Annotated in this window: 15 protein-coding genes; 12 read left to right on the top strand and 3 right to left on the bottom strand. The window is 38.8% G+C overall.

Annotated features, from left to right (window positions below):
* Positions 1-6: 6 nt before the first annotated feature.
* From QM524_RS25560 to QM524_RS25505, 12 genes are all read left to right on the top strand, one after another.
* Positions 7-6027 (top strand): tail fiber protein, encoded by a 6021-nt coding sequence (locus QM524_RS25560; RefSeq protein WP_283346849.1) that lies wholly within the window; start codon positions 7-9, stop codon positions 6025-6027.
* A gap of 12 nt (positions 6028-6039) precedes the next feature.
* A complete protein-coding gene (locus tag QM524_RS25555; RefSeq protein ID WP_095167728.1) occupies positions 6040-6390 on the top strand; it encodes a hypothetical protein in 351 nt (116 codons plus the stop codon).
* A 63-nt stretch (positions 6391-6453) separates the two neighbouring features.
* Positions 6454-6756, top strand: a complete 303-nt coding sequence (locus tag QM524_RS25550; RefSeq protein ID WP_095160444.1) for a hypothetical protein — start codon at positions 6454-6456, stop codon at positions 6754-6756.
* 55 nt (positions 6757-6811) lie between these two features.
* Positions 6812-7462: a hypothetical protein gene (locus tag QM524_RS25545; RefSeq protein ID WP_283346848.1), complete on the top strand. Its 651-nt coding sequence runs from the start codon at positions 6812-6814 to the stop codon at positions 7460-7462.
* Positions 7422-7949 (top strand): hypothetical protein, encoded by a 528-nt coding sequence (locus QM524_RS25540; RefSeq protein WP_283346847.1) that lies wholly within the window; start codon positions 7422-7424, stop codon positions 7947-7949. Before QM524_RS25545 ends, QM524_RS25540 begins: the two co-directional genes overlap by 41 nt.
* On the top strand, positions 7924-8145 hold the full coding sequence (locus QM524_RS25535; protein WP_283346846.1) for a hypothetical protein: 222 nt from the start codon (positions 7924-7926) through the stop codon (positions 8143-8145). Before QM524_RS25540 ends, QM524_RS25535 begins: the two co-directional genes overlap by 26 nt.
* Positions 8145-8369, top strand: a complete 225-nt coding sequence (locus QM524_RS25530; protein WP_283346845.1) for a hypothetical protein — start codon at positions 8145-8147, stop codon at positions 8367-8369. Before QM524_RS25535 ends, QM524_RS25530 begins: the two co-directional genes overlap by 1 nt.
* Positions 8329-8946 (top strand): hypothetical protein, encoded by a 618-nt coding sequence (locus tag QM524_RS25525; protein ID WP_283346844.1) that lies wholly within the window; start codon positions 8329-8331, stop codon positions 8944-8946. Before QM524_RS25530 ends, QM524_RS25525 begins: the two co-directional genes overlap by 41 nt.
* Positions 8943-12734, top strand: a complete 3792-nt coding sequence (locus QM524_RS25520; RefSeq protein WP_283346843.1) for a strawberry notch-like NTP hydrolase domain-containing protein — start codon at positions 8943-8945, stop codon at positions 12732-12734. The genes QM524_RS25525 and QM524_RS25520 overlap by 4 nt, the downstream gene beginning before the upstream one ends.
* Positions 12731-13810: a hypothetical protein gene (locus QM524_RS25515; protein ID WP_283346842.1), complete on the top strand. Its 1080-nt coding sequence runs from the start codon at positions 12731-12733 to the stop codon at positions 13808-13810. The genes QM524_RS25520 and QM524_RS25515 overlap by 4 nt, the downstream gene beginning before the upstream one ends.
* Positions 13811-13831: 21 nt before the next feature.
* A complete protein-coding gene (locus QM524_RS25510; protein ID WP_283346841.1) occupies positions 13832-14557 on the top strand; it encodes a hypothetical protein in 726 nt (241 codons plus the stop codon).
* Between the two features lie 530 nt (positions 14558-15087).
* Entirely contained in the window at positions 15088-15624 is a 537-nt protein-coding gene (locus QM524_RS25505; protein ID WP_283346840.1) for a hypothetical protein, read from the top strand.
* Positions 15625-17056: 1432 nt separating this feature from the next.
* On the opposite strand, the gene QM524_RS25500 is transcribed toward QM524_RS25505, so the two are convergent.
* From QM524_RS25500 to QM524_RS25490, 3 genes are all read right to left on the bottom strand, one after another.
* Positions 17057-17731, bottom strand: a complete 675-nt coding sequence (locus QM524_RS25500; RefSeq protein ID WP_283346839.1) for a hypothetical protein — start codon at positions 17729-17731, stop codon at positions 17057-17059.
* A 57-nt stretch (positions 17732-17788) separates the two neighbouring features.
* Positions 17789-20767 (bottom strand): beta strand repeat-containing protein, encoded by a 2979-nt coding sequence (locus tag QM524_RS25495; protein ID WP_283346838.1) that lies wholly within the window; start codon positions 20765-20767, stop codon positions 17789-17791.
* Between the two features lie 22 nt (positions 20768-20789).
* Positions 20790-21611 (bottom strand): hypothetical protein (locus tag QM524_RS25490; RefSeq protein ID WP_283346837.1); only part of this gene is annotated, 822 nt, incomplete at its 5' end.

The following is a 21611-nucleotide window of genomic DNA, read 5'->3' as shown; positions in this document are numbered from 1 at the left end:
CATTTTATGCCTGTAGAAAAGCTCATAACATGGAGTAACGGGAGACAAAAGGTAAAAAGCCTAGCAGTTCTTCCCTCAGCAGGAAGCTTTGACCAAGTTTTGGTCAAGGCTTCCTCTGCTGAGGGTGATGCTATCTGGAAGCCACTCTCTCAAGCAATGGTTATTGGAGCACTGTCGGTTGGTAGTATTAGTCCAAGTTTCATTGCTCAAGACCCCAACAACCGATTTATCACTGATGCTCAGGCAAGCTACTGGAATGGCAAAGTAGAACGTTCAGAACTCTATGCCTACCTCCCCCTAACGGGTGGAAATATGGCGTATGGCGCAAAGATTTCTTTTGACCCAAACTCTTACATTGGATATGGCAATGGTGATAATGCTACAACAAGTACATATAACTTTGAAATAGCCTCTTGGTGGGGAATTGGATTCAAATCAACTGTAGATAATACGACTCGAATTGTATTTGACACGCGTGCTGGTAGAATCCTTTCAAAGGCTGTTCGTGTATCTGATTTTGCAGATGGTACTAACGCAGTACCAGTTATTTCAGATTCTAATGGGAACTTGGTTAAATCAGCTTTTTCCGCAGACTGGATTAATACAAACGGAAATAGACGATTTGTAACCGATGTACAAGTTGGACAATGGAACAATAAAGTAGAACGCACTGAGCTTGGTGCCTACTTACCCCTTTCAGGTGGCTATCTGACAGGTAAAGTTGAAATTCAAGCGGTTGGAGGAACACATTGGTCTGACTCTAAATTAGTAGTCGTAACTACGGATAATACAAAGCATCCATCTATTACGCTACATTCCCCAGGAAGTTCTGCGGTAACTATTTACCAAAGAAACTTTGATTTATACATCAGAACTGATTACTCCGACGCTGGAGCTTTAGTTCACAAAAGAATCTGGTCTGAAAACAACCACGGTGTCGGCTCTGGTCTAAATGCTGACCTATTGGATGGATTCCATGCATCCTATTTTACCGATGTAAATAATCTTATTACCACAACAGGTAAAAGATTGGTCTCTGACACACAAGTAACTTACTGGAACGGAAAAGTAGATAGAAGTGAGCTTGGAGCTTATCTGCCTCTAGCGGGTGGTACAATGACAGGAAGAGTCATGTTTGATACAAACTGTTACGTTGGTTATGGTACTGGGGATGGAGCAACACCAACCACTTACAACCTTGAGATTGCCTCATGGTATGGAATCGGATTCAAGGATACTAATGGGAACAAAACGAAAATCATTTTTGACACACGTGCTGGTAGAATCCTTGCAAGCTCTGTTCGCATCTCAGATTTTTCAGATGGTCAGAATGCTGTTCCTGTAGTGTCCGATGGAAGTGGTAACTTGGTTAAATCTGCTTTCTCGGCAGACTGGATTAATACAAACGGCAATAGACGATTTGTAACCGATATACAAGTTGGACAATGGAACAATAAAGTAGAACGCTCTGAACTTGGTGCATATCTACCCTTAACAGGCGGTATAATTTCTGGTAGGCTTGATATTCTTGCTCAGGGGGGAACACGATTGGAGGAAGCTAAACTCTGTATTAGTACGACAAATACTAACAAACCTCCTGCCATTGCATTTCAAACATCAGGTGTTTCAGCAATTCAGCTCTATGAGAAACTTGGACATTTGTATATCCGAAACGATAATAGTACTGCATACGACAATGTGCATTATAAAGTCTGGACTCAGATGAATCATGGGGTTGATTCTGGACTGAATGCAGATTTGTTAGATGGTTATCATGCTTCCTACTTTACTGATGCCAATAACCTTCTCACTAACTCTAGTAAGCGTCTAGTTTCTGATGCTCAAATGACTTACTGGAATGGTAAGGTGGATAGAACAGAACTGGCAGCATTCCTTCCACTTGCAGGAGGAACCATGACTGGAGCTATTAGATTTAATGGCGTTGGAGTAAATACCATAGGAAATGGTACTGGAGACGGAGCAACCACGAGCACATACAATCTTGAAATAGCCTCTTGGTTTGGCATCGGATTCAAATCTAGCGTTGACAATACAACGAAAATAGTCTTTGATACACGTGCAGGTAGAATTGTAGCGAGTAGTATTCGTATCTCAGACTTTTCAGATGGAAACAATGCAGTACCAGTTATTTCAGATTCTAATGGAAACTTGGTTAAATCAGCTTTTTCCGCAGACTGGATTAATACAAACGGAAATAGACGATTTGTAACCGATGTACAAGTTGGACAATGGAACAATAAAGTAGAACGCTCCGAGCTTGGTGCCTACTTACCCCTTTCAGGTGGCTATCTGACAGGTAAAGTTGAAATTCAAGCGGTTGGAGGAACACATTGGTCTGACTCTAAATTAGTAGTCGTAACTACGGATAATACAAAGCATCCATCTATTACGCTACATTCCCCAGGAAGTTCTGCGGTAACTATTTACCAAAGAAACTTTGATTTATACATCAGAACTGATTACTCCGACGCTGGAGCTTTAGTTCACAAAAGAATCTGGTCTGAAAACAACCACGGTGTCGGCTCTGGTTTGAACGCTGACTTATTAGATGGATTTCATGCTTCCTATTTTACTGATGTAAATAATCTTATTACCACAACAGGTAAAAGATTGGTGTCAGATACTCAGGTATCTTACTGGAACGGAAAAGTAGATAGAAGTGAACTTGGTGCATATCTACCACTCGCAGGTGGTAATATGGCTTCTGGAGCAAAGATTTCTTTCGACCCGAATTCATATATTGGCTATGGTAACGGTGATAATGCGACAACAACCGCTTATAATCTTGAAATAGCATCTTGGTTTGGGATTGGATTCAAATCAACAGTTGATAACACCACAAGAATCGTTTTTGATACTCGTGCTGGTAGAATTCTCTCCAAGACAGTTCGCATCTCAGATTTTTCAGATGGTCAGAATGCTATTCCTGTAGTGTCCGATGGAAGTGGTAACTTGGTCAAATCTGCCTTTTCAGCCGATTGGATTAATACAAATGGCAATAGACGATTTGTAACCGATATACAAGTTGGACAATGGAACAATAAAGTAGAACGCTCTGAACTTGGTGCATATCTACCCTTAGCAGGCGGTATAATCTCTGGTAGGCTTGATATTCTTGCTCAGGGGGGAACACGATTGGAGGAAGCTAAACTCTGTATTAGTACGACAAATACTAACAAACCTCCCGCCATTGCATTTCAAACATCAGGTGTTTCAGCAATTCAGCTTTATGAAAAACTTGGACATTTGTACATCCGAAACGATAATAGTACCGCATACGACAATGTGCATTATAAAGTCTGGACTCAGATGAATCATGGGGTTGATTCAGGCTTGAATGCAGACTTATTGGACGGTTATCATGCTTCGTACTTCACGGATGCTAATAACCTAGTGACAAACTCCAATAGAAGATTCGCCACAGATACTCAAATTAGCTATTGGAATGGCAAGGTGGATAGAACGGAACTAGGAGCGTTTCTTCCACTTGCAGGGGGAACGATGACAGGCGCTATTAGATTTAATGCTGCAGGTTCAAACAACGGAATGAGTGCAGGTACAGGAGATGGTGCTACAACTACAGCATATAACCTTGAAATAGCCTCTTGGTACGGTATCGGATTCAAATCTACACTCGATAATACTACCAAAATAGTCTTTGACACTCGTGCAGGTAAAATACAAGCAAGTAAAGTATTGTTAAGTGATTTTGCCGATGGACAAGTGGATAGATTGGTGGTGTCTCAAGGAGATGGAAGTTTAGTCCGCTCTGATAAGGTTAGATTTGGGTATAACAATCATATATCAACTGGAAATGGTGATAATGCAACAGAATCAACTTATAATTTTGAGATTGCTTCTTGGTGGGGTATTGGGTTCAAGTGCAATGTAGATAATACCACAAGAATCGTATTCGATACACGTGCTGGTAGAATCCTTTCCAAAGCCGTTCGTATTTCAGATTTCGCAGATGGACAGAATGCCGTCCCTGTTATATCGGATGGAAGTGGTAATTTGACAAAATCCGCCTTCTCTGCAGACTGGATCAATACAAACGGTAATAGACGATTCGTAACCGATGTACAAGTTGGACAATGGAACAACAAAGTAGAACGCTCTGAGCTTGGTGCTTACCTACCTCTTTCAGGGGGCTATCTGACAGGTAAAGTTGAAATACAAGCTGTTGGTGGTACGCATTGGTCTGATTCTAAACTAGCAGTTATAACAACGGATAATACCAAGCATCCATCTATTACACTACATTCACCAGGAAGTTCTGCGGTAACTATTTACCAAAGAAACTTTGATTTATACATCAGAACTGATTACTCCGACGCTGGAGCTTTGGTTCACAAGAGAATCTGGTCAGAAAATAACCATGGAATTGGCTCTGGTTTGAACGCTGACTTATTGGATGGATTTCATGCTTCCTATTTTACTGATGTGAATAATCTTATTACCACAACAGGTAAAAGATTGGTGTCAGATACTCAGGTATCTTACTGGAACGGAAAAGTAGACAGAAGTGAACTTGGTGCATATCTACCACTCGCAGGTGGTACGATGACAGGTAGGGTTATGTTTGACACGAACTGTTACTTTGCCTACGGTACTGGAGATGGTGCAACACCAACGACCTACAACCTTGAGATTGCCTCTTGGTATGGGATTGGCTTCAAAGATACGAATGCAGGAAAAACGAAAATTATTTTTGATACTAGAGCTGGTCAAATGCAGTCTAAGAAAGTTTTTATTGCTAACTTTGACGAAGCTTCATATCACTCAATATCTCTCGAACAAGGAAAAGTATCTTTCATACCAGCTAATGGTTTGGTTGGTGGTCACATTTCTGTTGGTAACGCTGATAGCGCAACTACTACAGGCTACAACCTCCAAATTGGTTCTTGGTACGGCATCGGCTTTAAAGACACGTGTTTTGGTAACACCCACATCGTTTTTGACCTTCGCCAAGGAAGAATACTTTCAAAAGCAGTCCGTATTTCTGACTTTGCAGATGGAACTAATGCGGTTCCTGTTATTTCAGATGCAAATGGCAACCTAGTCAAATCAGCTTTTTCAGCAGATTGGATTAATGCAAATGCAAATAGACGCTTTGTAACAGATGCCCAAATTACCTACTGGAATTCAAAATCCGACAGTAACCATACCCACAATTGGGATAGTATCACTGGAAAGCCAGCGGTATTCAATATTTTATTGCAAGAGAATGCAAACGACAAGGGTATATACAACACCGTTAACTTTTCTTCTGGCGCTTACAACGTGGTGCAAGTAGACGGAAATGTAGTCAGATACCACGTGGATGTAGTCAACGATGATGCCAGATGGTCAAATGCCATTACGAATCCTGTATCAGTTGCTTTGGTGAAAAGTAAAATTGATGGTAAAGCTGATTGGGGACATACCCACCATTGGGATAGTATTGTAGGAAAACCAGCTTTTAACATATCATTACAGGAAAATGCTGGAGATAAAGGGCAATACAGCACTATCAATTTTTCCTCTGGTGCTTACAACGTTGTGCAAGTAGACGGAAATGTGGTTAGATACCACGTAGATGTTGTTAACGATGATGCCAGATGGTCAAATGCTATTACTAATCCTGTGTCTGTGGCACTCGTGAAAAATAAAATTGATGGTAAAGCTGACTGGGGACATACCCACAACTGGGATAGCATCACAGGAAAACCGTCCGAGTTTAATCCAAGTGCGCATAGTCACCACTGGGATAGTATTTCAGGAAAACCCTTTGAATTCAACGGAAATGTGGTTTCGACCAACTTCTGGTTCAATTCTAAACATGGTAGTGTCATGGATGGCATGAACTATATTCAAAATATACAATCTGATGTGGTTAATTCAGTTTCTTCCTCAACTAGTGAGCTTAGATTAAACAATATAGAATCGTATGCAAAATCAAGCGCACCTTCAGGGTATCTGACAGTAAACAGTAATGGGAAAGTAGTTTTTGTTCAACAAATGTAACTTAAAATCAATATGTTTAAAGCAATTCTTGCCTCTAATAAACGGGGCATTTCAGAAATTGAGATGAACTATGACAACATCTCTGAGACAAGAAAAACAATTAATGTCAGCTACAACGAAAAAATTGATATTTCGAAAATTGCTGATTCAAAAAAGTACCCTGATGCGACTGGTTTCGCCACCTCTCCAAAAAGTTGGGAGGCTAACCAAACTGAATTTCAAAATTGGTACAATCAACCAGAAATTCTACTCATTGAAATCCTTGTGACAAGTTTGGGGTTAGTGGCGACTGAAATTCAACAACTGGATCCACAAACATCAAACTATTCAACTATCAAATTGCTAAATCAAGTTGAAGCATAGTTGGTAGCAAAACACAAATTCTCTGGTCTAATATTATCCGTAAATCATCTAATTACTAAAAAAATGAAAAAGGACATTCAACCAATTGTAAAAAAAGTAAGTCTTAACACGCCATTTTTGGGAATCGACAATAAACCTATTCTCGAAAATGGGCAAGAAGTAAATCTGGGTAAAATCGTTGGGCAAAGCATTGCCTACTCTACCTCAAACCAAAATGCTCAAAAGCTCATGTACATTGGTTTTCAATTGTATAATGGAGAAGATGTACAACTCGACCCACAAGACCTCAAAATCTTAAAAGATTTCATCGAGGCCGACACACAAATGACCAATGTGTTCAAGTATCGGGTTTTAGAGCAATTATAATCTAAGATACTATTGTAGTGTAATAGCAATATTACACTACATAATTTTCAAAATAATGGCAGCACAAGCAGGAACAGAATTATTTAGCATACAGCTCAATGGAGCGATATGTTATGAAAGTACAGATGATTTTCCCAATACGCTACGGCCTATGCAGACCTTCTATGGTGATAAAGATGGAGCAGCTGAACCTCCCAAGGATAAGCTTTTCTTGTCTGGAGAGAGGGTAGGCATAACATTAGGCGAAACAAAATCAGTTGGAAATAAGCTCTATTATCACATAAAATCCACTACAGAAAATCGAGAAAAATCAGGTGCATTTGGACTGGGATGGGGTAAAGGAGTTTATAATAAGGTAGAAGCAGTAGTATGGGTTCTCTCAACCGATGTAACCGATGATAAGCAAGAGGCCGACAAGTTATTAAATGAGAGAATAAACGCCAAGCAGGTTGCCAAAGACAAAGCAACTCAGAAAGTCTTAGATACAATTGAGGAGAACGATAATTCTTTCGCAGGTACAGAGGGAAATAGTGATAATGCACAATCACTCAATATCACAAAGCTACTAGCGATTGTGTTGGGATTTATTGCCATCATCATCATGGGTGTACTTCTATTCAAGTCAAAAAACAGGGAGCAAATTCAATTAGCAGGTAAAAAACACTATGGGGTTCTCAAAACAAAGTGGAAACAGCTCTTCAACTAACCAGAAGACATCCACATCAAATAGCTCATCGAGCACCAATAATCAAACAGCATTAAGTAGCTTACTTGGAAGTGGGTTTGATACCTCAAGTAACGTGAGCGTAGGCATGAGTGCAGACCCAGTATCTGCCATTGTAGGCTCAGTATCAGGCGTAGTTCAAGCCTTTGTTAATGCTGATTCTAAAAAAGAGGTTGCTAGACTCCAAGTAGAAGCAGAACAACTGCAAGTCGAAGCTGAAGATGCCAAAGCTGACCAAGAGCTTTACAAGGTTTTACAGGAAAAAGTAAAGACCAAACAACAGCAATTGCAAACTGCTGCTGACAAAGCTAAACAAACAGCCACCAACAATATGCTGATTTTCTTAGGTGTGCTTGTCTTTGCCTTGGGAATCATCTTTGTCGTATTCAAGTACCTATTTGGTAAACCGAAGCAAGCCATCACACCAAAACCAACCACTACCAATGTTCAAACTATTCAAGCTAATTGAGATTTACAATAAACTCAAAAGACAGACTTACTCCTTTCATTCAAGAAACCAAAAAGTATCATTGGTTATTCAAGATGCTAGAGTTACACAGGTACTCTTTAACGGACCTAATCCGAGTCCTGACGATATCAAGGACGCCATCAACCAAGGCGCTGAGTACATTGAATCAGAGGTCAAAAAATCCTTTGGGCTGTGATGGACACACAACAAGCGTTCATCAATATGTTTGCAAGCTTCTATCGTCTTGGATTTTCAGAAGCACAATCCTGCTCAAACTGTGCTGAGCAGGATTTAAGTGATTTATCTATATCCAAAGCAAAGGAGTTCTACCAGCAATACCAACCACTCATTGAAAATCTAGGTATTTATGCCTTTTTATATGAATCAGAGCTTACTTTTACAAAGGCCACAAAAGAATGATTTTATCGAATTAATCAATTATTCGGGGGATGATACATTCAACCTAATTACACAAAATCTTATTCCCAAATCCATTGAACAAACCACCGTTCTAGCTAATCAATTTAAACTTTACTCAGGTGTTGTTCTTTGTCAAAAAATTTACGAGTTTTGTAGAGCGTATATCAATTACCGTTTCGACAAAGAAGGTACTGAACAAATCAGATTATCCAGACGTACTTGGGCTGATAGACAAAAGGGCGTAGACTGCGAAGATTTTACCATTTTCATCTCTTCTATTTTACACAATCTCAAAGTTAACCATACGATTAAGATGGTTGATTTTGGGCAAGGATGGCAACATATCTATGTGGTTGTGGAAGATGTAATTCTTGACCCAGTTCAAGATAAATTCAATTATGAGGATACTTACGAAATAGCTCGTGAGTATGATTTTACATTCTCTTTGATACGCCCTATTAGTTATTCTGGTAGAAAAAATACACCTAAAACACAAAACAGTAACACTCTCAAAATTAAATATAAATACAGACTAAGGCTTCAACTACAATCAAAGCCCCTTATTAGTACTACATGAAAAAAACTAAAAAGTCATTAATGGGTATTGCCCTTGGCATGAAGTATCCTGTACTTTCCCAAGGACAATCACTCGATGTGGACACACCCGACTCGATGGGTTATGAAATCCATCAAGCACTACAACAATTGAAAATTGCTATCGGTGGCGATGTAGATTTATTTGTACAGGACAGACTAAAATTCCGCTCCAGAGATGCACTTTACAAGGCTCTCTCTGCTGAACAAATTGATGCTAGTGCACTTGCCATCTATAACATTGAAGCAAAAAAACAAGGAATCATCATTGCTGATCAAACTGGGATAGGGAAAGGACGAATTGCAGCTTCAATGATTCGCTATGCAACCAAGCAAGGGTATAAACCCGTTTTTATTACAGAGAAACCAAATCTATTCTCTGATTTGTATCGTGATATGGCTGACATTGGAAGTGATACTTTAACTCCTTTTATTGTCAATGCTCGTGACACCAAAACGCAAATCAAAGACCGAAATGGAGATTTACTCTATGCTCCACCCATGAAATCTGAGCAAGATAGAATCATCAAATCTGGAATTCTACCTAAAGAATATGACCTTGTGATGCTGACTTACTCGCAAATCTCAGATTCAAAAGGTTCACCCAAAATTGAATTCTTAACGAGCGTGGCAAAAGGCTCTATCTTGATTCTTGATGAAGCTCATAACGCCTCTGGGGTATCTAACACAGGTCAAATCCTGATGAATGCTTGCGCTCAAGCCAAAGGTGTTACTTTTCTTTCTGCCACCTTTGCCAAAAGACCTGATAATATGCCCCTGTATGCTATGAAAACGTGTATTTCTGAGGCAGCTATCGATACAGAGGCACTCGTAAATGCCTTTAAACAAGGCGGGGTTGCCCTTCAGGAGGTAGTCGCATCTCAATTAGCATCACAAGGTCAACTCATTCGTAGGGAAAGGTTGTATGAAGGAATTGAGGTAAACTATATCAATCTTGAAACAAATGCTTTAAGAGATAGAAAGGTAGCGGATGAGTTTACAGACATTGTAAGAGATATCATTCTGTTTCAGAAAGAGTATATTATTCCTGAAGTACAACAACTCGACAGAGAGATTCGTGATATTCAAGCACAAGCCATTATTGAGAATGGAACCAAACGAGCTGGTGTGGATACGTCTCCTGCTTTTTCAAAAGTATTCATGTTAGTCAACCAAATGCTATTTGCCCTCAAGGCAGATGATGTGGCTAACCGTGCCATTTTGAGATTGAAAGAGGGTAAAAAACCAGTAATCGCCTTTTCATCGACGATGGGTTCTTTCTTAGAAAATATGGAAGATGAAGAAGGTATAATGGTGTCCGATGGCTCTACGATATCAGCTTCATTTAGTACTGTTCTATTGAAAACGCTCAATTCTGTCTTAGCTTATACTATCAAGGATGAGGTAGGGAAGCATCATAAAAATGCGTTTGACATCGAAGCAATGTCCATAAGTGCTCGTGATGAGTTTTATCGTATTTCAAATAAGATACAAACTGCCTCTAGCTCACTGTGTATTTCTCCTATTGACTACATCAAACAAAAGATTGAAGCTTATGGATATAGAGTTGCAGAAGTTACAGGTCGTAAATTGGAAGTAAATCTCACTCTGAACTTTAAAAATAGCGCATTAAATGGTCTGGGTGAGAGAATATCAGAAACTATCCCTCAAAATTTCGTTGGTGTTATTAATAAAAGAAAAGCTGAAAATGTTAATGATGCCTTTCGCAAATTTAATGATAATGACATCGATGTTTTGATGATTAATCAAAGTGGTTCAACAGGTGCTTCAGCCCATGCCATCACTACTTCGAAAGTGCCTGCTGAAAAAGTCAAACAAAGGGTAATGATTGTACTTCAAGCCGAATTGGACATTAATACTGAAGTACAAAAAAGGGGGAGAATAAACAGAACGGGGCAGATTAAGAAGCCTATTTACGATTACCTCATTTCCTCGATTCCAGCGGAAAAAAGGCTTATGATGATGCTTCAAAAGAAGCTAAAATCTTTGGATGCCAATACCACTGCCAACCAGAAAAATTCTGAATCATTAATGAGGTCGGAGGATTTTTTAAATAAGTATGGTGATGAGATTGTTTTCAAATACATGGAAGAGAATGTGGACTTATGTCTACAACTTGATGACCCACTCAAGCTCTTCGAAAATGGGAAAGACCCCATCCAAATGGGTGCAGCCAGTAAGGTTTCTGGTCGAGTGGCTGTATTACCAGTACTTGAACAGGAAAAGTTTTATGCAGAGATTTTAGAACGCTATCATGAGCATATCAAACAGCTCATCGAAGATGATAAGTTTGACCTTGAGGTTGAAACCCAAGACTTGCGTGCTAGAACATTGGAAAGAACAATCGTCCAAGTAGGTGCAGGAGGTAGAAGTCCATTTTCTGACAATACCTTTATCGAACGGTGTGAAGTAAATGTCTTAAGAAAACCCATGAGTACCTCTGAGCTTCATGAGGAGTTGAAAGTTGCCTTAAACGGTAAAAGACCTGAGCAAATTACTCGGGAGATAATCCAACAGGCAGAATACTCATTTGCTCAAAATCTAAAAAGAGATATTGGTAAAATAGAGAATACGTTTGCATTAAAACGAGAAAGAATCACTTTTGAGAAAGCCTACCAAGAAAAAGTTGATAACGGTTTTTTGGAGGAGCTTGACTCGTATGTTCAAAACCGTCTGGTAGAATTAGATGAAACGGAGGCTAATGCAATTAAAGACAAAGAAGCAAAATCTGCTAATGAGTTATCGTATGTAAAAAATATCATTAGTTTTTTCCAAGTGGGTATGCCACTCTACTTTCCTGAAAATAATTTCGAAGCTGGAGGTGTCAATAGAGTGCTTGCCACTTGTCTGGGAATCAGAATCAATCCTACTAAGGATAGACCTTTTGCCCCATCAAATATTGGGCTAAGAATCGCAGTGGCATCATCAAGACGTCTACTTTCTTTTCCCTCTATTTCAGGAAATAATGCAGAGAGAATTTTTGCGATTAAAGGTGCTTCTCAAGCCATTCCTCCCAATTATTCCTTTGTAAAAGAACTATTACCTAAGTGGGAAACAGCCATAGCTAATAATTCTAAAGATAGTAGCATTCGTTATATCGTAACAGGTAATTTGATTCAAGCATATCGAAATGATAATTTTTCGGGACGATTAGTGCAGTTTACCACTTCTGAGAATAAAGTAAGAAAAGGCATTTTACTTCCAGAAAACTATATTCAAAAAGTAAGTAAAACCTCTTCACAGAAGGTAAGTGTTCCCATCAATAAATGTTTGAAGGTTGTTTCTAGTATCACGAGCACCTATCAATCTTTACAGTGTTCAAACACATTAGCTATTTTCAGGAAGGATCCTTATCACTTCAAACTGGTTGTTTCTGCTAGTAAACAGCTGGCTGGCAATGTATACTTGGATGAAGAGATTCTTGCCTCTGTGGTTGGAAACACTTTCGAAAAGGTTTCTGCTACCATGACAGCATTAGTTCATGTTAGCAACTTAAGTAAAGTCCTCAATACCTTGGGAGTCAAACTAAAAGTAAGTGCTGAACTAAGCCCAGAGCAATTTAAAGTTATTGCCGATGAATTGAACTTAGAGAATCAGTTTAGCGATGAAATTAAAGATTTGCCTGTTGCCATCCCTAGCTTAGAGATTAATACCCCATCAATAACTGATTTGGAAAGTAAGAAGAAGGTATTGGCACTGAAGTACAAATACAAACTAAGACTACAAACTCAGCTTCTAGCATCTGCATGAAACAACTGAAATTATTTAAGGGAGGTTTAGGTAAGTTACCTACCTCTCTTTATTCCGAAAGAGAGTATTTTCTTCTTTGGATGTGGGACATTTTCCTTCAAAAAGGCGTCATTGACGGCCACAAAGAAAATGGGAATTCCAATCCATTTAAAGATAATGCAGAGTTAGCTAAGTTCATCTTGGCAAATTACCCTGACCTAAAGGCCGTAGAGGTTAAAGTACTTCAAAACAATGAGCAAAGAATTTGGGTATCATTTAACGATAATAATTCTACCTCGGTATCCTTTAACCCCAATAAACTTGCGACCCTTATATATAAGATTGTTGGGGCTGAGAGGTTAATGCCAAGGTCTGGCGAAATCAATATTCACAACGCTCAGCTCCAGAAGGTGAGTGCTCCCTTCCTTATTAAGAATGATTACATTTCTGAGGAAATTGGGATAAAGTTTTCTGCTAAAGGTATAGCTGCCTACAGCTCTGTTTGCCTACTATGGATAAAGACTCAGGTCAAAAGTTTTGGCAGTTTTGATAGAAAAGGCAATCATCTTTATCCTACTAGAGACCTTGGTCTTGAACAACATTTTGAAATTGATGCCAAATCAAGAATCAAACTAGAAATAGAACCTCTTATAAGAGAACTAACCATACTTCGCCATCTACACAAAGATGATGAAGACCGTAAACATTCTGTCAAAGCTTTTATACTGACGGCAAGTCGATTTGGTATCAAATTGAATGATTACTATCACCCTTCTAAGAAGGATTCCATACAAGTAGAGGGTGATTTAGTAAATGGAGAGAATGTCAAAGTTGGCTTTACCTATGAAATAATGTTACCGATCCTTCGAATGTTGAAGTCGCAAAAAGTAACCTTTTTAGAACTTCAGGTAAATGAAGAAAGTACTCGAGCTTTAGCTGACGTTGAGATTAAAGGCATCGGGAATACCTCCATGATTATTATGCCTATCAAGCCTCCTAAACTACCTGATAAAGTTGAGGTTCCTAAAAACCATATTTTAAATCTAAAATATAAATACAGACTTCTTCTTCAAAAACAACAACTTATAAATATCTAATCACAGTAAAACAAACAACAAATGAACACTAAACAAAATATCGAATTCATCAAGAAAGTAACTAATAATGACTTAAAAAAATTAGACAAAGATTCGATTGACAACTATCATGAACTCAAATCTGACTCTGATAACTTCGCCGAACTAGAAACCATTTTCGAAATTGTTCCAGATGCAGAATTAATGCTTGATGCATGGGTGCAGACTGCCAAGAAAAAAGGAATTGACCCTTTTGAAAAATCAGTTTCAAAATCATCCAAGTCCTCATCTCCGAAAAAAGGTACAAAAACTACAAAATCCAAAGTAGATACCGCATCCAAACGAGAGGAAGCGAAAAAAGCCAAACTTGAAAAACAAAGAGATGAGTTGAAGCAAATGGTTTCGACATTAAAGCAACAAGTAATTGCCAATGCAAAGTTTAAGGAAAAACTTGCTGGAGAACTCAAAAAACATCTCAGCCTTGAGCAATCATCTCTCTCTGGAAGCGCAATTGAAAATGAAATCAGTGTTTTAAAGAAACAAAAAACTTTTTACAGCAATTTGCTTAAAGGAGATAAATCAGATTTCAAAGCCATTGCCTTACGTGTAGGTTTAGATTTCAAAAAGTCAAAACCAAAACCAAAAAAGCAAAGTCTTTCAGGAGTAGCAGGGACTCAGCAAGTAGAAACATTTGTAATGTATCCAACAATTTCAGGAAAGAAAAAAACATCCTTAATTGATAAATTCAAGCACTGGTGGGATAATTAATCTTGCTACCAAAAATGAAAGCCCGGTAATGAAATAACATCAAATGCCAGGAACGAATTGGTAGCAAAAAACAACTTCTTAAGGACAATATTTAACCAGGGAATTTGTGTTTTGCTACCAGTTTGATTCGTTCACAAAATCAACAAAGCAAGTAAAATAAAACTTTGGTAATTGGTACAAGTTTTATTTCGATTTTATAAGGACTAAATAAGACTCATATAATGCAAAGTCCATGTACCATATAAGGGTCGATTAAAGTACAAAGTATTACAAATAAGAAAAGCCCTCCAGTAAAACCGAAGGGCTTTTTCTAACTTAATAGTTCTACACCTATTGTATTTAAAACGAACTAAATCAAATAAGGTCACATTACTAATAATTTTTTATTTTTTGGTAGCAAAAAGGTAATTGATAGCTCAGCTGCAGACAACAGTTGTACTTGTTTTTGCTACCAAAAATTTCACAAGCTTTGCCTGATCAGAACGATATTAGGAATTAACAATCAAACTATTGCTACTAAAACCACTAAAATGAAAAAGACAATCATCATTATCACGACTATCATATTGGCAGTCATTACTTACTTAATCGGAAAATCGAAAGGCTGGTGGAATTTATTTTCTCCCAATGATTCATCTAATACAGAAGAAAAAAAGTCATCAAATACTAAACTTACCAACAAAATTAGAAACCTTGATTCCAGTGTCAATGAGTATGGAGTAGATTTAGCAACCATCGTGGATAACTGGGATGGTAAAAATGTGTATGAAAAAAAAGAAGGAAAGTCTGCGCAAGAATCTCATCCCAATGCAATAGGTTTTTTAGAAGATGGTACCATGGTCTACAAATACAAAATCTATGGTGAGTGGGTATATGATACCAAACCATTCACAGGTTCATATATATACAATTACAATGAATATGGAGTAGATACAAATACTGTTTTATCAGTTTATGCTGGCAGTGACATCTATGCGTATAAAATGGATACTAACAAAACTAATGAATATGGATATCTGTACGATGGAAGGCCTGTATTTAGACAAGGAGAATATTATCAATGGTGATAAAAAAACTCTATAGAGGAGAGTATTCATTAAACAGTGTCAGGTAAAAAATAGACTTTATCTTGATTGATAGCTATTAGGTTTAATCATTCACAATACCTATAGGAAACTCAATATTTTTGGATAAGTAAATCGTGAATTAGCAAAATTTGATGTATTTGGATATTTCCCGAAATACAATGCATGTTACAATTTTATCCTGTATGATAAACTCTAATTATCTATAATTATTTCACACAATTACACTACCCCAACCCGCCTGTTGAGGCAATGCAATTATGGTGTGAGATTTTACATCCGCCATGCACGTAAAATACACAAAATAGTGAGTAGAGCTATTTAACACCCTAAGTATATTGGTGTTTACTTCAAAAGTATTATTGATTAGCACTAGATTCTAACAATTAGGTTTTAAAAAACAATTTCCGGTGATGAAGTGCAAATTCAAAAACCTTACTCCCCAAAAGACTATATGCTACCATATACTCTAAGTCTTATTCTTTTCTTGTAGCTTCAACCCTTGTTTGAACTATATTAATATTTTCTGAATTAAAACCAGACTTTTTATTTTAAACATAAAACAATTCTATAATATGAAAGATATTTTACAATTCTATTCCCCTCTTGATTAAAAAATGAATAACATGATTCTTTCAAAGTATTTTTATTGATTGTATATAGATCTTCGCTATATATACTTTCGAAGCGGGTATTTAATGTAATACAATGTTTTATCTTTCGCATTATGACTGTAGAACCTATCGTAGTATATAATTTTCTTCATTTCATTCTACAACTTTGAATAACAACAACCTTGAGTCGACCTTATCAAAATATGACCTTAACTTTTTCGAGTATACGATATATTGACGTTATGTACTTTCATTTTATACCATGATTCTTTTAAACCAAGATTCCTGTTGAGAATAGCACAATAACTAAAAAGGCTGATATAAATATCAGCCTTTTTATTCTAAAATCTTGTAATCTATTGAATACAAGATTTTACACTATTCTTGCTTGTGATTTTATGATAGAATCAAATAAATCCAACTCTATCGACTACAATTACATCTATTTGACCCGCCTGTCAATCAAATGTAATTGTAGTTTGTATTTTTGCATCCGCCATTATGCAATAAATACATTTAATAGGTTTAGAACTATCCTTACTTTCTCATTAAAAGTGTTCGATGCAAAAATATAACACTAAAGTAAATGTTTTGAGAACCAAAGTTTCAGAATACAGATTCTGGTGACAAAATCTTCTCATAATCTAAACCTACCAAAAGGGGTTAGCATAAAATACGCTAACCCCTTAAAACTACTACCCAAGAATCCACTTCGCTCGCAACGAATGTTCTCTATTTTCCTTTGTTTTATTGTATTTTTAAGTCCTCCTTAGGCTCAAATATCTTTATTTTACTCTGCTCTATCTTATTTTAGCTATTACCATTGGAACACATATCACAGGTGCGCACTCTGCAACACATACCACGTATGACAAGGGCATGATTCGACAAAAATCTGTACTCGGTAATGTTGTTATTTTTGTTCCAATTACTGCTGAGAGGTTTGTATTACACAATACATAATGGTTATACACTCCATTACTTAATCCTGAAAAGGTTGTGCCATTTTGTACTTGCTGGATTACTCCTCGACCATCTGTTAGTATATACTGAGGAGACAAACCTACTGAATTGGGCACTGTAACGCTATTGGTTGTCGTATTACAATCGCATATCGATAAATCAACTGCCGTACTCTTCAAACAGTGATCTATATCTCCCAGATTTTTCCCTATTTCTAGTGAGGGTAAATTCGATTGTGTATTATCCCACGTTATTGCAACAGCTTTATAACTGCCAACGCCAACAGCATCTATGGTTCCGGAATTAACGACTGATTTATATCTGATAATATTACCTCCATCCACTAATACCACATAACTTACGATATTCGCTCCTACACTTTGACCATTCAAGTTTAATTGGATTGTACCTGGTTTAAAATTGCAGCCCAAGGTTTGACCTAACATGGTATAACCACATATTATTAATAAAGATAATAACAGCAAGAAGCTTTTGGGAAAGTACTTTTTCATAACACTGTCTTCTGTAGTATGATAGAGAGGGAGCAAAACTCCCTCTCTCTTCTAGTCTTAGAATCCAAGTACCCCTGGATTAATATCTGTTGGACAGTTTACTGTTGTAGTCGTCTCATTAGAGGTTTTTGGTGTGCCTCCATTTGAACTTACAACCGCTGTATTCTTGAACACTCCACTGAAGTTGGCCTTCACATTGATGCTCAAACTTACACTTTGTCCTGCTGGTATTTGCGTTGATCCATTGTTGCTACAAGTCACCACTTGACCTACTGCACTACAAGTAAAGCCTCCTGTACTTGGGCCACTCACAAATTGTAAGCCTATCGGTAAGTTGTCTGTCACATTAATCGTTCCTGTTGTAGCTCCTGTTCCGCCATTAGCGATATTGAAACTATAAGCAAAGTTTGTACCTACTGTTGCTACTACTGGTGCACTCTTCGTGATCGTCAAGTTTGCTTGTGGTAAAGCATTGATAGTCGTTGGTACCTCGTTCGATGGTTTTGGTGTCGTTACTGGATCTCCACCACCTGTTACATAAGCCGTGTTCTTCACTGGTAAGCCCGATGCTGGTGCCGTCGTTGGATTCACCGTCAATACTATCGTGCTACTACCATTAGCTGCTATCGAAGCTGTTGTTGTACAAGTCACTGCTTGACCCACTGCACTACAAGTCCAACCTGAACCACTGAATGTCACATAACTCAACTCACTTGGTAAGTTATCCGTTACGGTAATCGTTCCTGTGCTCGCAGCTAAACCTGTGTTGTTTACCGTCAAGGTATAGTTGAAATTCGTTCCTACTGTTGCTGTTGATGGTCCAGACTTCACTACTACCAAATTCGGTGTTGGTGGGTTTGTAATTACTGTTGTTACGCTATTTGACGTTTCTGTGCTTGTGTCTCCACCGCCTACTACACTACCTACGTTGGTGTAAGTGCCTGCCTGCGTTGGTTTCACCGTCAAACTCATCGAGCTACTACCACTCACTGCTATCACTCCACTGTTGGTACAAGTCACCAATTGTCCTGTTGCACTACAGCTCCAGCCATTGCCACCACCACTCACAAACTGTAAGCCTGTTGGTAAGTTGTCTGTCACCGTAACTACTCCCACTGTTGATGCCGTTCCTGAGTTTGTTACTACCAACGTGTAATCATAGTTCGTATTCACAATTCCTGTTACAGGGCCTGACTTACTAATCAATAAGTTTGGTTTTGGTGCTGGTGTAATATCCGTCGTCACTGGGTTCGATGGTTTTGGTGTCGTACTTGGATCTCCACCTCCTATCACACTTGCCGTATTCACTACTGATGAACCACTCGCCGCATCCAATGCCTTCACTGTCAAGGTCAATACATTACTACCATTTACAGCCACTACATTGCTCGTCATACAAGTCACTGTTTGACCTACTGCACTACAACTCCAACCTGCTCCACTAAAGCCTACATATTGTAGGTTTGTCGCTAAAACATCCGTTACTGTTATCGTTCCACTCGTCGCTGCATTTCCTGTATTGTTTACAGTCAAGGTATAATTGTAATTCGTGCCTACTGTCGCTGTTACTGGACCTGATTTCACAATCGAAATACTTGGTTTTGGTGTCGGGTTAATCGTAGTCGTTACTGGATTCGACGGTTTTGGACTCGTACTTGGGTCGCCACCACCACTCACATAAGCTGTATTTATTGCTGGTGAGTTTGCAGCACTAACCGCTTGTACTGTCAAGATGATGTTGGAGTTGGCATTCACAATAATGGATGCATTACTCGTACATGTCACCAATTGTCCACTCGCACTACAACTCCATACACTACCTGTACTACTTGAACCTACAAAGGCAATACCTGTCGGTAGATTATCGGTCACGGTGATTGTTCCACTTGTCCCCGCTGTACCATTGTTACTAACCGTTAGGGTATAATCAAAGTTGCTTCCCACTGTTACTGACGATGGACCTGCCTTCGCTATCACTAAGTTTGGTTTCGCTGGTTCATTAATCACGGTCGTCACTGGGTTCGATGGACGTTTAGCTACGATATCTCCACCACCACTTACCCATGCTTTGTTCACCACAGTACCTGTCACTGAGCTTACTACTGTCAAGTTCAATGAGCTACTGCCTCCTGCGACAATGCCAGTCGTTGTGGTACAACTTACCAACACACGGCCACCCGCTATTGTACTACTGCTACAACTCCATCCTGTTCCTGAGCCTGATACAAAACTCAAGCCTGTTGCCAAGGTATCGCTCACTACGGTTGTTCCAAATGTACTTGTCGTTCCGCTATTACTTACCGTTAAGGTGTAGTTATAGTTGGTTCCCTTTTCTGCTACACTTGGTCCTGATTTAACAATTGCTAACTCTGGTACACAAACTACATAACCTACTGCATTGGTAATATCTACACACGTTCCACTCACACCATTGATGGTTCCTCCTACGGTCAATCCTGAAACTGTACCTGTGTAACTTACACCATACACATTGTAAACACCATTGCCATTGTTACTAAAACTTGGACTATTCGAGATAGATAAGATTCTACCTTTTCCATCTGTTAAAACATAAACATCTGTCTGACCCGGTAAAGCAGTCTTCCCTGTTTGACCTACTGTGAACACGCCTGTGGCATTGTTACAGTCACATATCGAAATAGGTACTGCCACCGTTTTGCTACATGAACTCACAAGGTTGATATCGCCCCCTACAGTCAAATTCGGTGAAACGCTGTTGTTATACGTCACCGCTACCGCTTGGTAAGTATTCGCACTCACATTGGCAATGCTCATTACATTCACCGGTGACACATATTGGATTACACCAGACGAATTCGTCAATACTAGCTGGGAACTCACATTTGAGCCTGTGGTTTGACCACTCAAACTCATCGTTACGGTCCCTGATTTGTAGTTACAAGCCTGTCCATAAGAACTTTCCCATAACATAAGCATAAGGAAGGCTACCCCTAAGCTTTTTCCATACCTTTGAAAAAAACCTAGAACTTTTTCTTGGATTATATAAGTCATCATATCTTTCTTGCTCGAGTTAGGGTTAAAGCTTACTTAAAATACCTGCACTAATACCACAGCCTACCGTCGTCGTATTACTCGTTGCACTGTTGTTGCTCGTGTTGGTTTCTCCACCTCCTGAAACGATACCGCTAATTACAATACCTCCTGTGGTTGTTGGGGTAACATTTAATGGAAAACTCACGCTGCCACTCGCTGGAATATTCGGTGAACTATTCGTACATACGATAGTTGTAGCGCCAGCTACGGGGCCTATTGGGCTACAGCTCCAACCGCTACCACCACCACTATTGAAAGTTAATCCTGTAGGAATGCTAAAGCTCTCACTCACGCTACCTGTACTAGCTCCTGAACCTACGTTGTTTACCGTTACCGTGTAGATAAAAGGAGTACTTGGCGTACCTGTACTTGGTCCACTAATGCTAGTAGTCAAATCTGATACGGGAGGTGTCGTACATACCGTCGCTGTACCATAATTGTCTTTATACCCATCTGATAGAGCATTATTGATTCCACTTAGGTTGATAGAGTTAGCAGAATTTAATTTCGGGGTATCTGCGCCACCTGTACCATCTGCCACGTTGCGATACATACGAATACTGCCAATACAAGCTTGTGTACGGAATCGGAATAATGGAATCTCTACACCTGCTACGATATTTGGAAGAATTGGACTTCCTGTCAAGGCAAAATAACCATACTCGGTAGTCGTATTGAGCGCCGTGCGCTGAGTAGACCAGATATAGTTCCCTGCATTGGTAGAAGGTAGTAAGTCTTCCACGCCTCCAACTAAATTTGTCATCGAGGTACTCGTAGCACTTATAGGGGCAAAAGTACCTATGGG

The organism is Flectobacillus roseus (assembly GCF_030056595.1).
Taxonomy (GTDB): domain Bacteria; phylum Bacteroidota; class Bacteroidia; order Cytophagales; family Spirosomataceae; genus Flectobacillus; species Flectobacillus roseus.
Note: the sequence above shows the minus strand (reverse complement) of the source record. Positions and strands in the feature narration are given on the sequence as shown.

What these genes read in the sequence shown, in the direction of transcription:
- QM524_RS25545 (WP_283346848.1), top strand. Translation starts at nt 6,812, where the DNA reads ATGGCAGCACAAGCAGGAACAGAATTATTTAGCATACAGCTCAATGGA.
- QM524_RS25500 (WP_283346839.1), bottom strand. Translation starts at nt 17,731, where the DNA reads ATGAAAAAGTACTTTCCCAAAAGCTTCTTGCTGTTATTATCTTTATTA.
- QM524_RS25525 (WP_283346844.1), top strand. Translation starts at nt 8,329, where the DNA reads ATGAATCAGAGCTTACTTTTACAAAGGCCACAAAAGAATGATTTTATC.
- QM524_RS25520 (WP_283346843.1), top strand. Translation starts at nt 8,943, where the DNA reads ATGAAAAAAACTAAAAAGTCATTAATGGGTATTGCCCTTGGCATGAAG.
- QM524_RS25550 (WP_095160444.1), top strand. Translation starts at nt 6,454, where the DNA reads ATGAAAAAGGACATTCAACCAATTGTAAAAAAAGTAAGTCTTAACACG.
- QM524_RS25510 (WP_283346841.1), top strand. Translation starts at nt 13,832, where the DNA reads ATGAACACTAAACAAAATATCGAATTCATCAAGAAAGTAACTAATAAT.
- QM524_RS25535 (WP_283346846.1), top strand. Translation starts at nt 7,924, where the DNA reads ATGTTCAAACTATTCAAGCTAATTGAGATTTACAATAAACTCAAAAGA.
- QM524_RS25495 (WP_283346838.1), bottom strand. Translation starts at nt 20,767, where the DNA reads ATGATGACTTATATAATCCAAGAAAAAGTTCTAGGTTTTTTTCAAAGG.
- QM524_RS25530 (WP_283346845.1), top strand. Translation starts at nt 8,145, where the DNA reads ATGGACACACAACAAGCGTTCATCAATATGTTTGCAAGCTTCTATCGT.
- QM524_RS25555 (WP_095167728.1), top strand. Translation starts at nt 6,040, where the DNA reads ATGTTTAAAGCAATTCTTGCCTCTAATAAACGGGGCATTTCAGAAATT.
- QM524_RS25560 (WP_283346849.1), top strand. Translation starts at nt 7, where the DNA reads ATGCCTGTAGAAAAGCTCATAACATGGAGTAACGGGAGACAAAAGGTA.
- QM524_RS25540 (WP_283346847.1), top strand. Translation starts at nt 7,422, where the DNA reads ATGGGGTTCTCAAAACAAAGTGGAAACAGCTCTTCAACTAACCAGAAG.
- QM524_RS25505 (WP_283346840.1), top strand. Translation starts at nt 15,088, where the DNA reads ATGAAAAAGACAATCATCATTATCACGACTATCATATTGGCAGTCATT.
- QM524_RS25515 (WP_283346842.1), top strand. Translation starts at nt 12,731, where the DNA reads ATGAAACAACTGAAATTATTTAAGGGAGGTTTAGGTAAGTTACCTACC.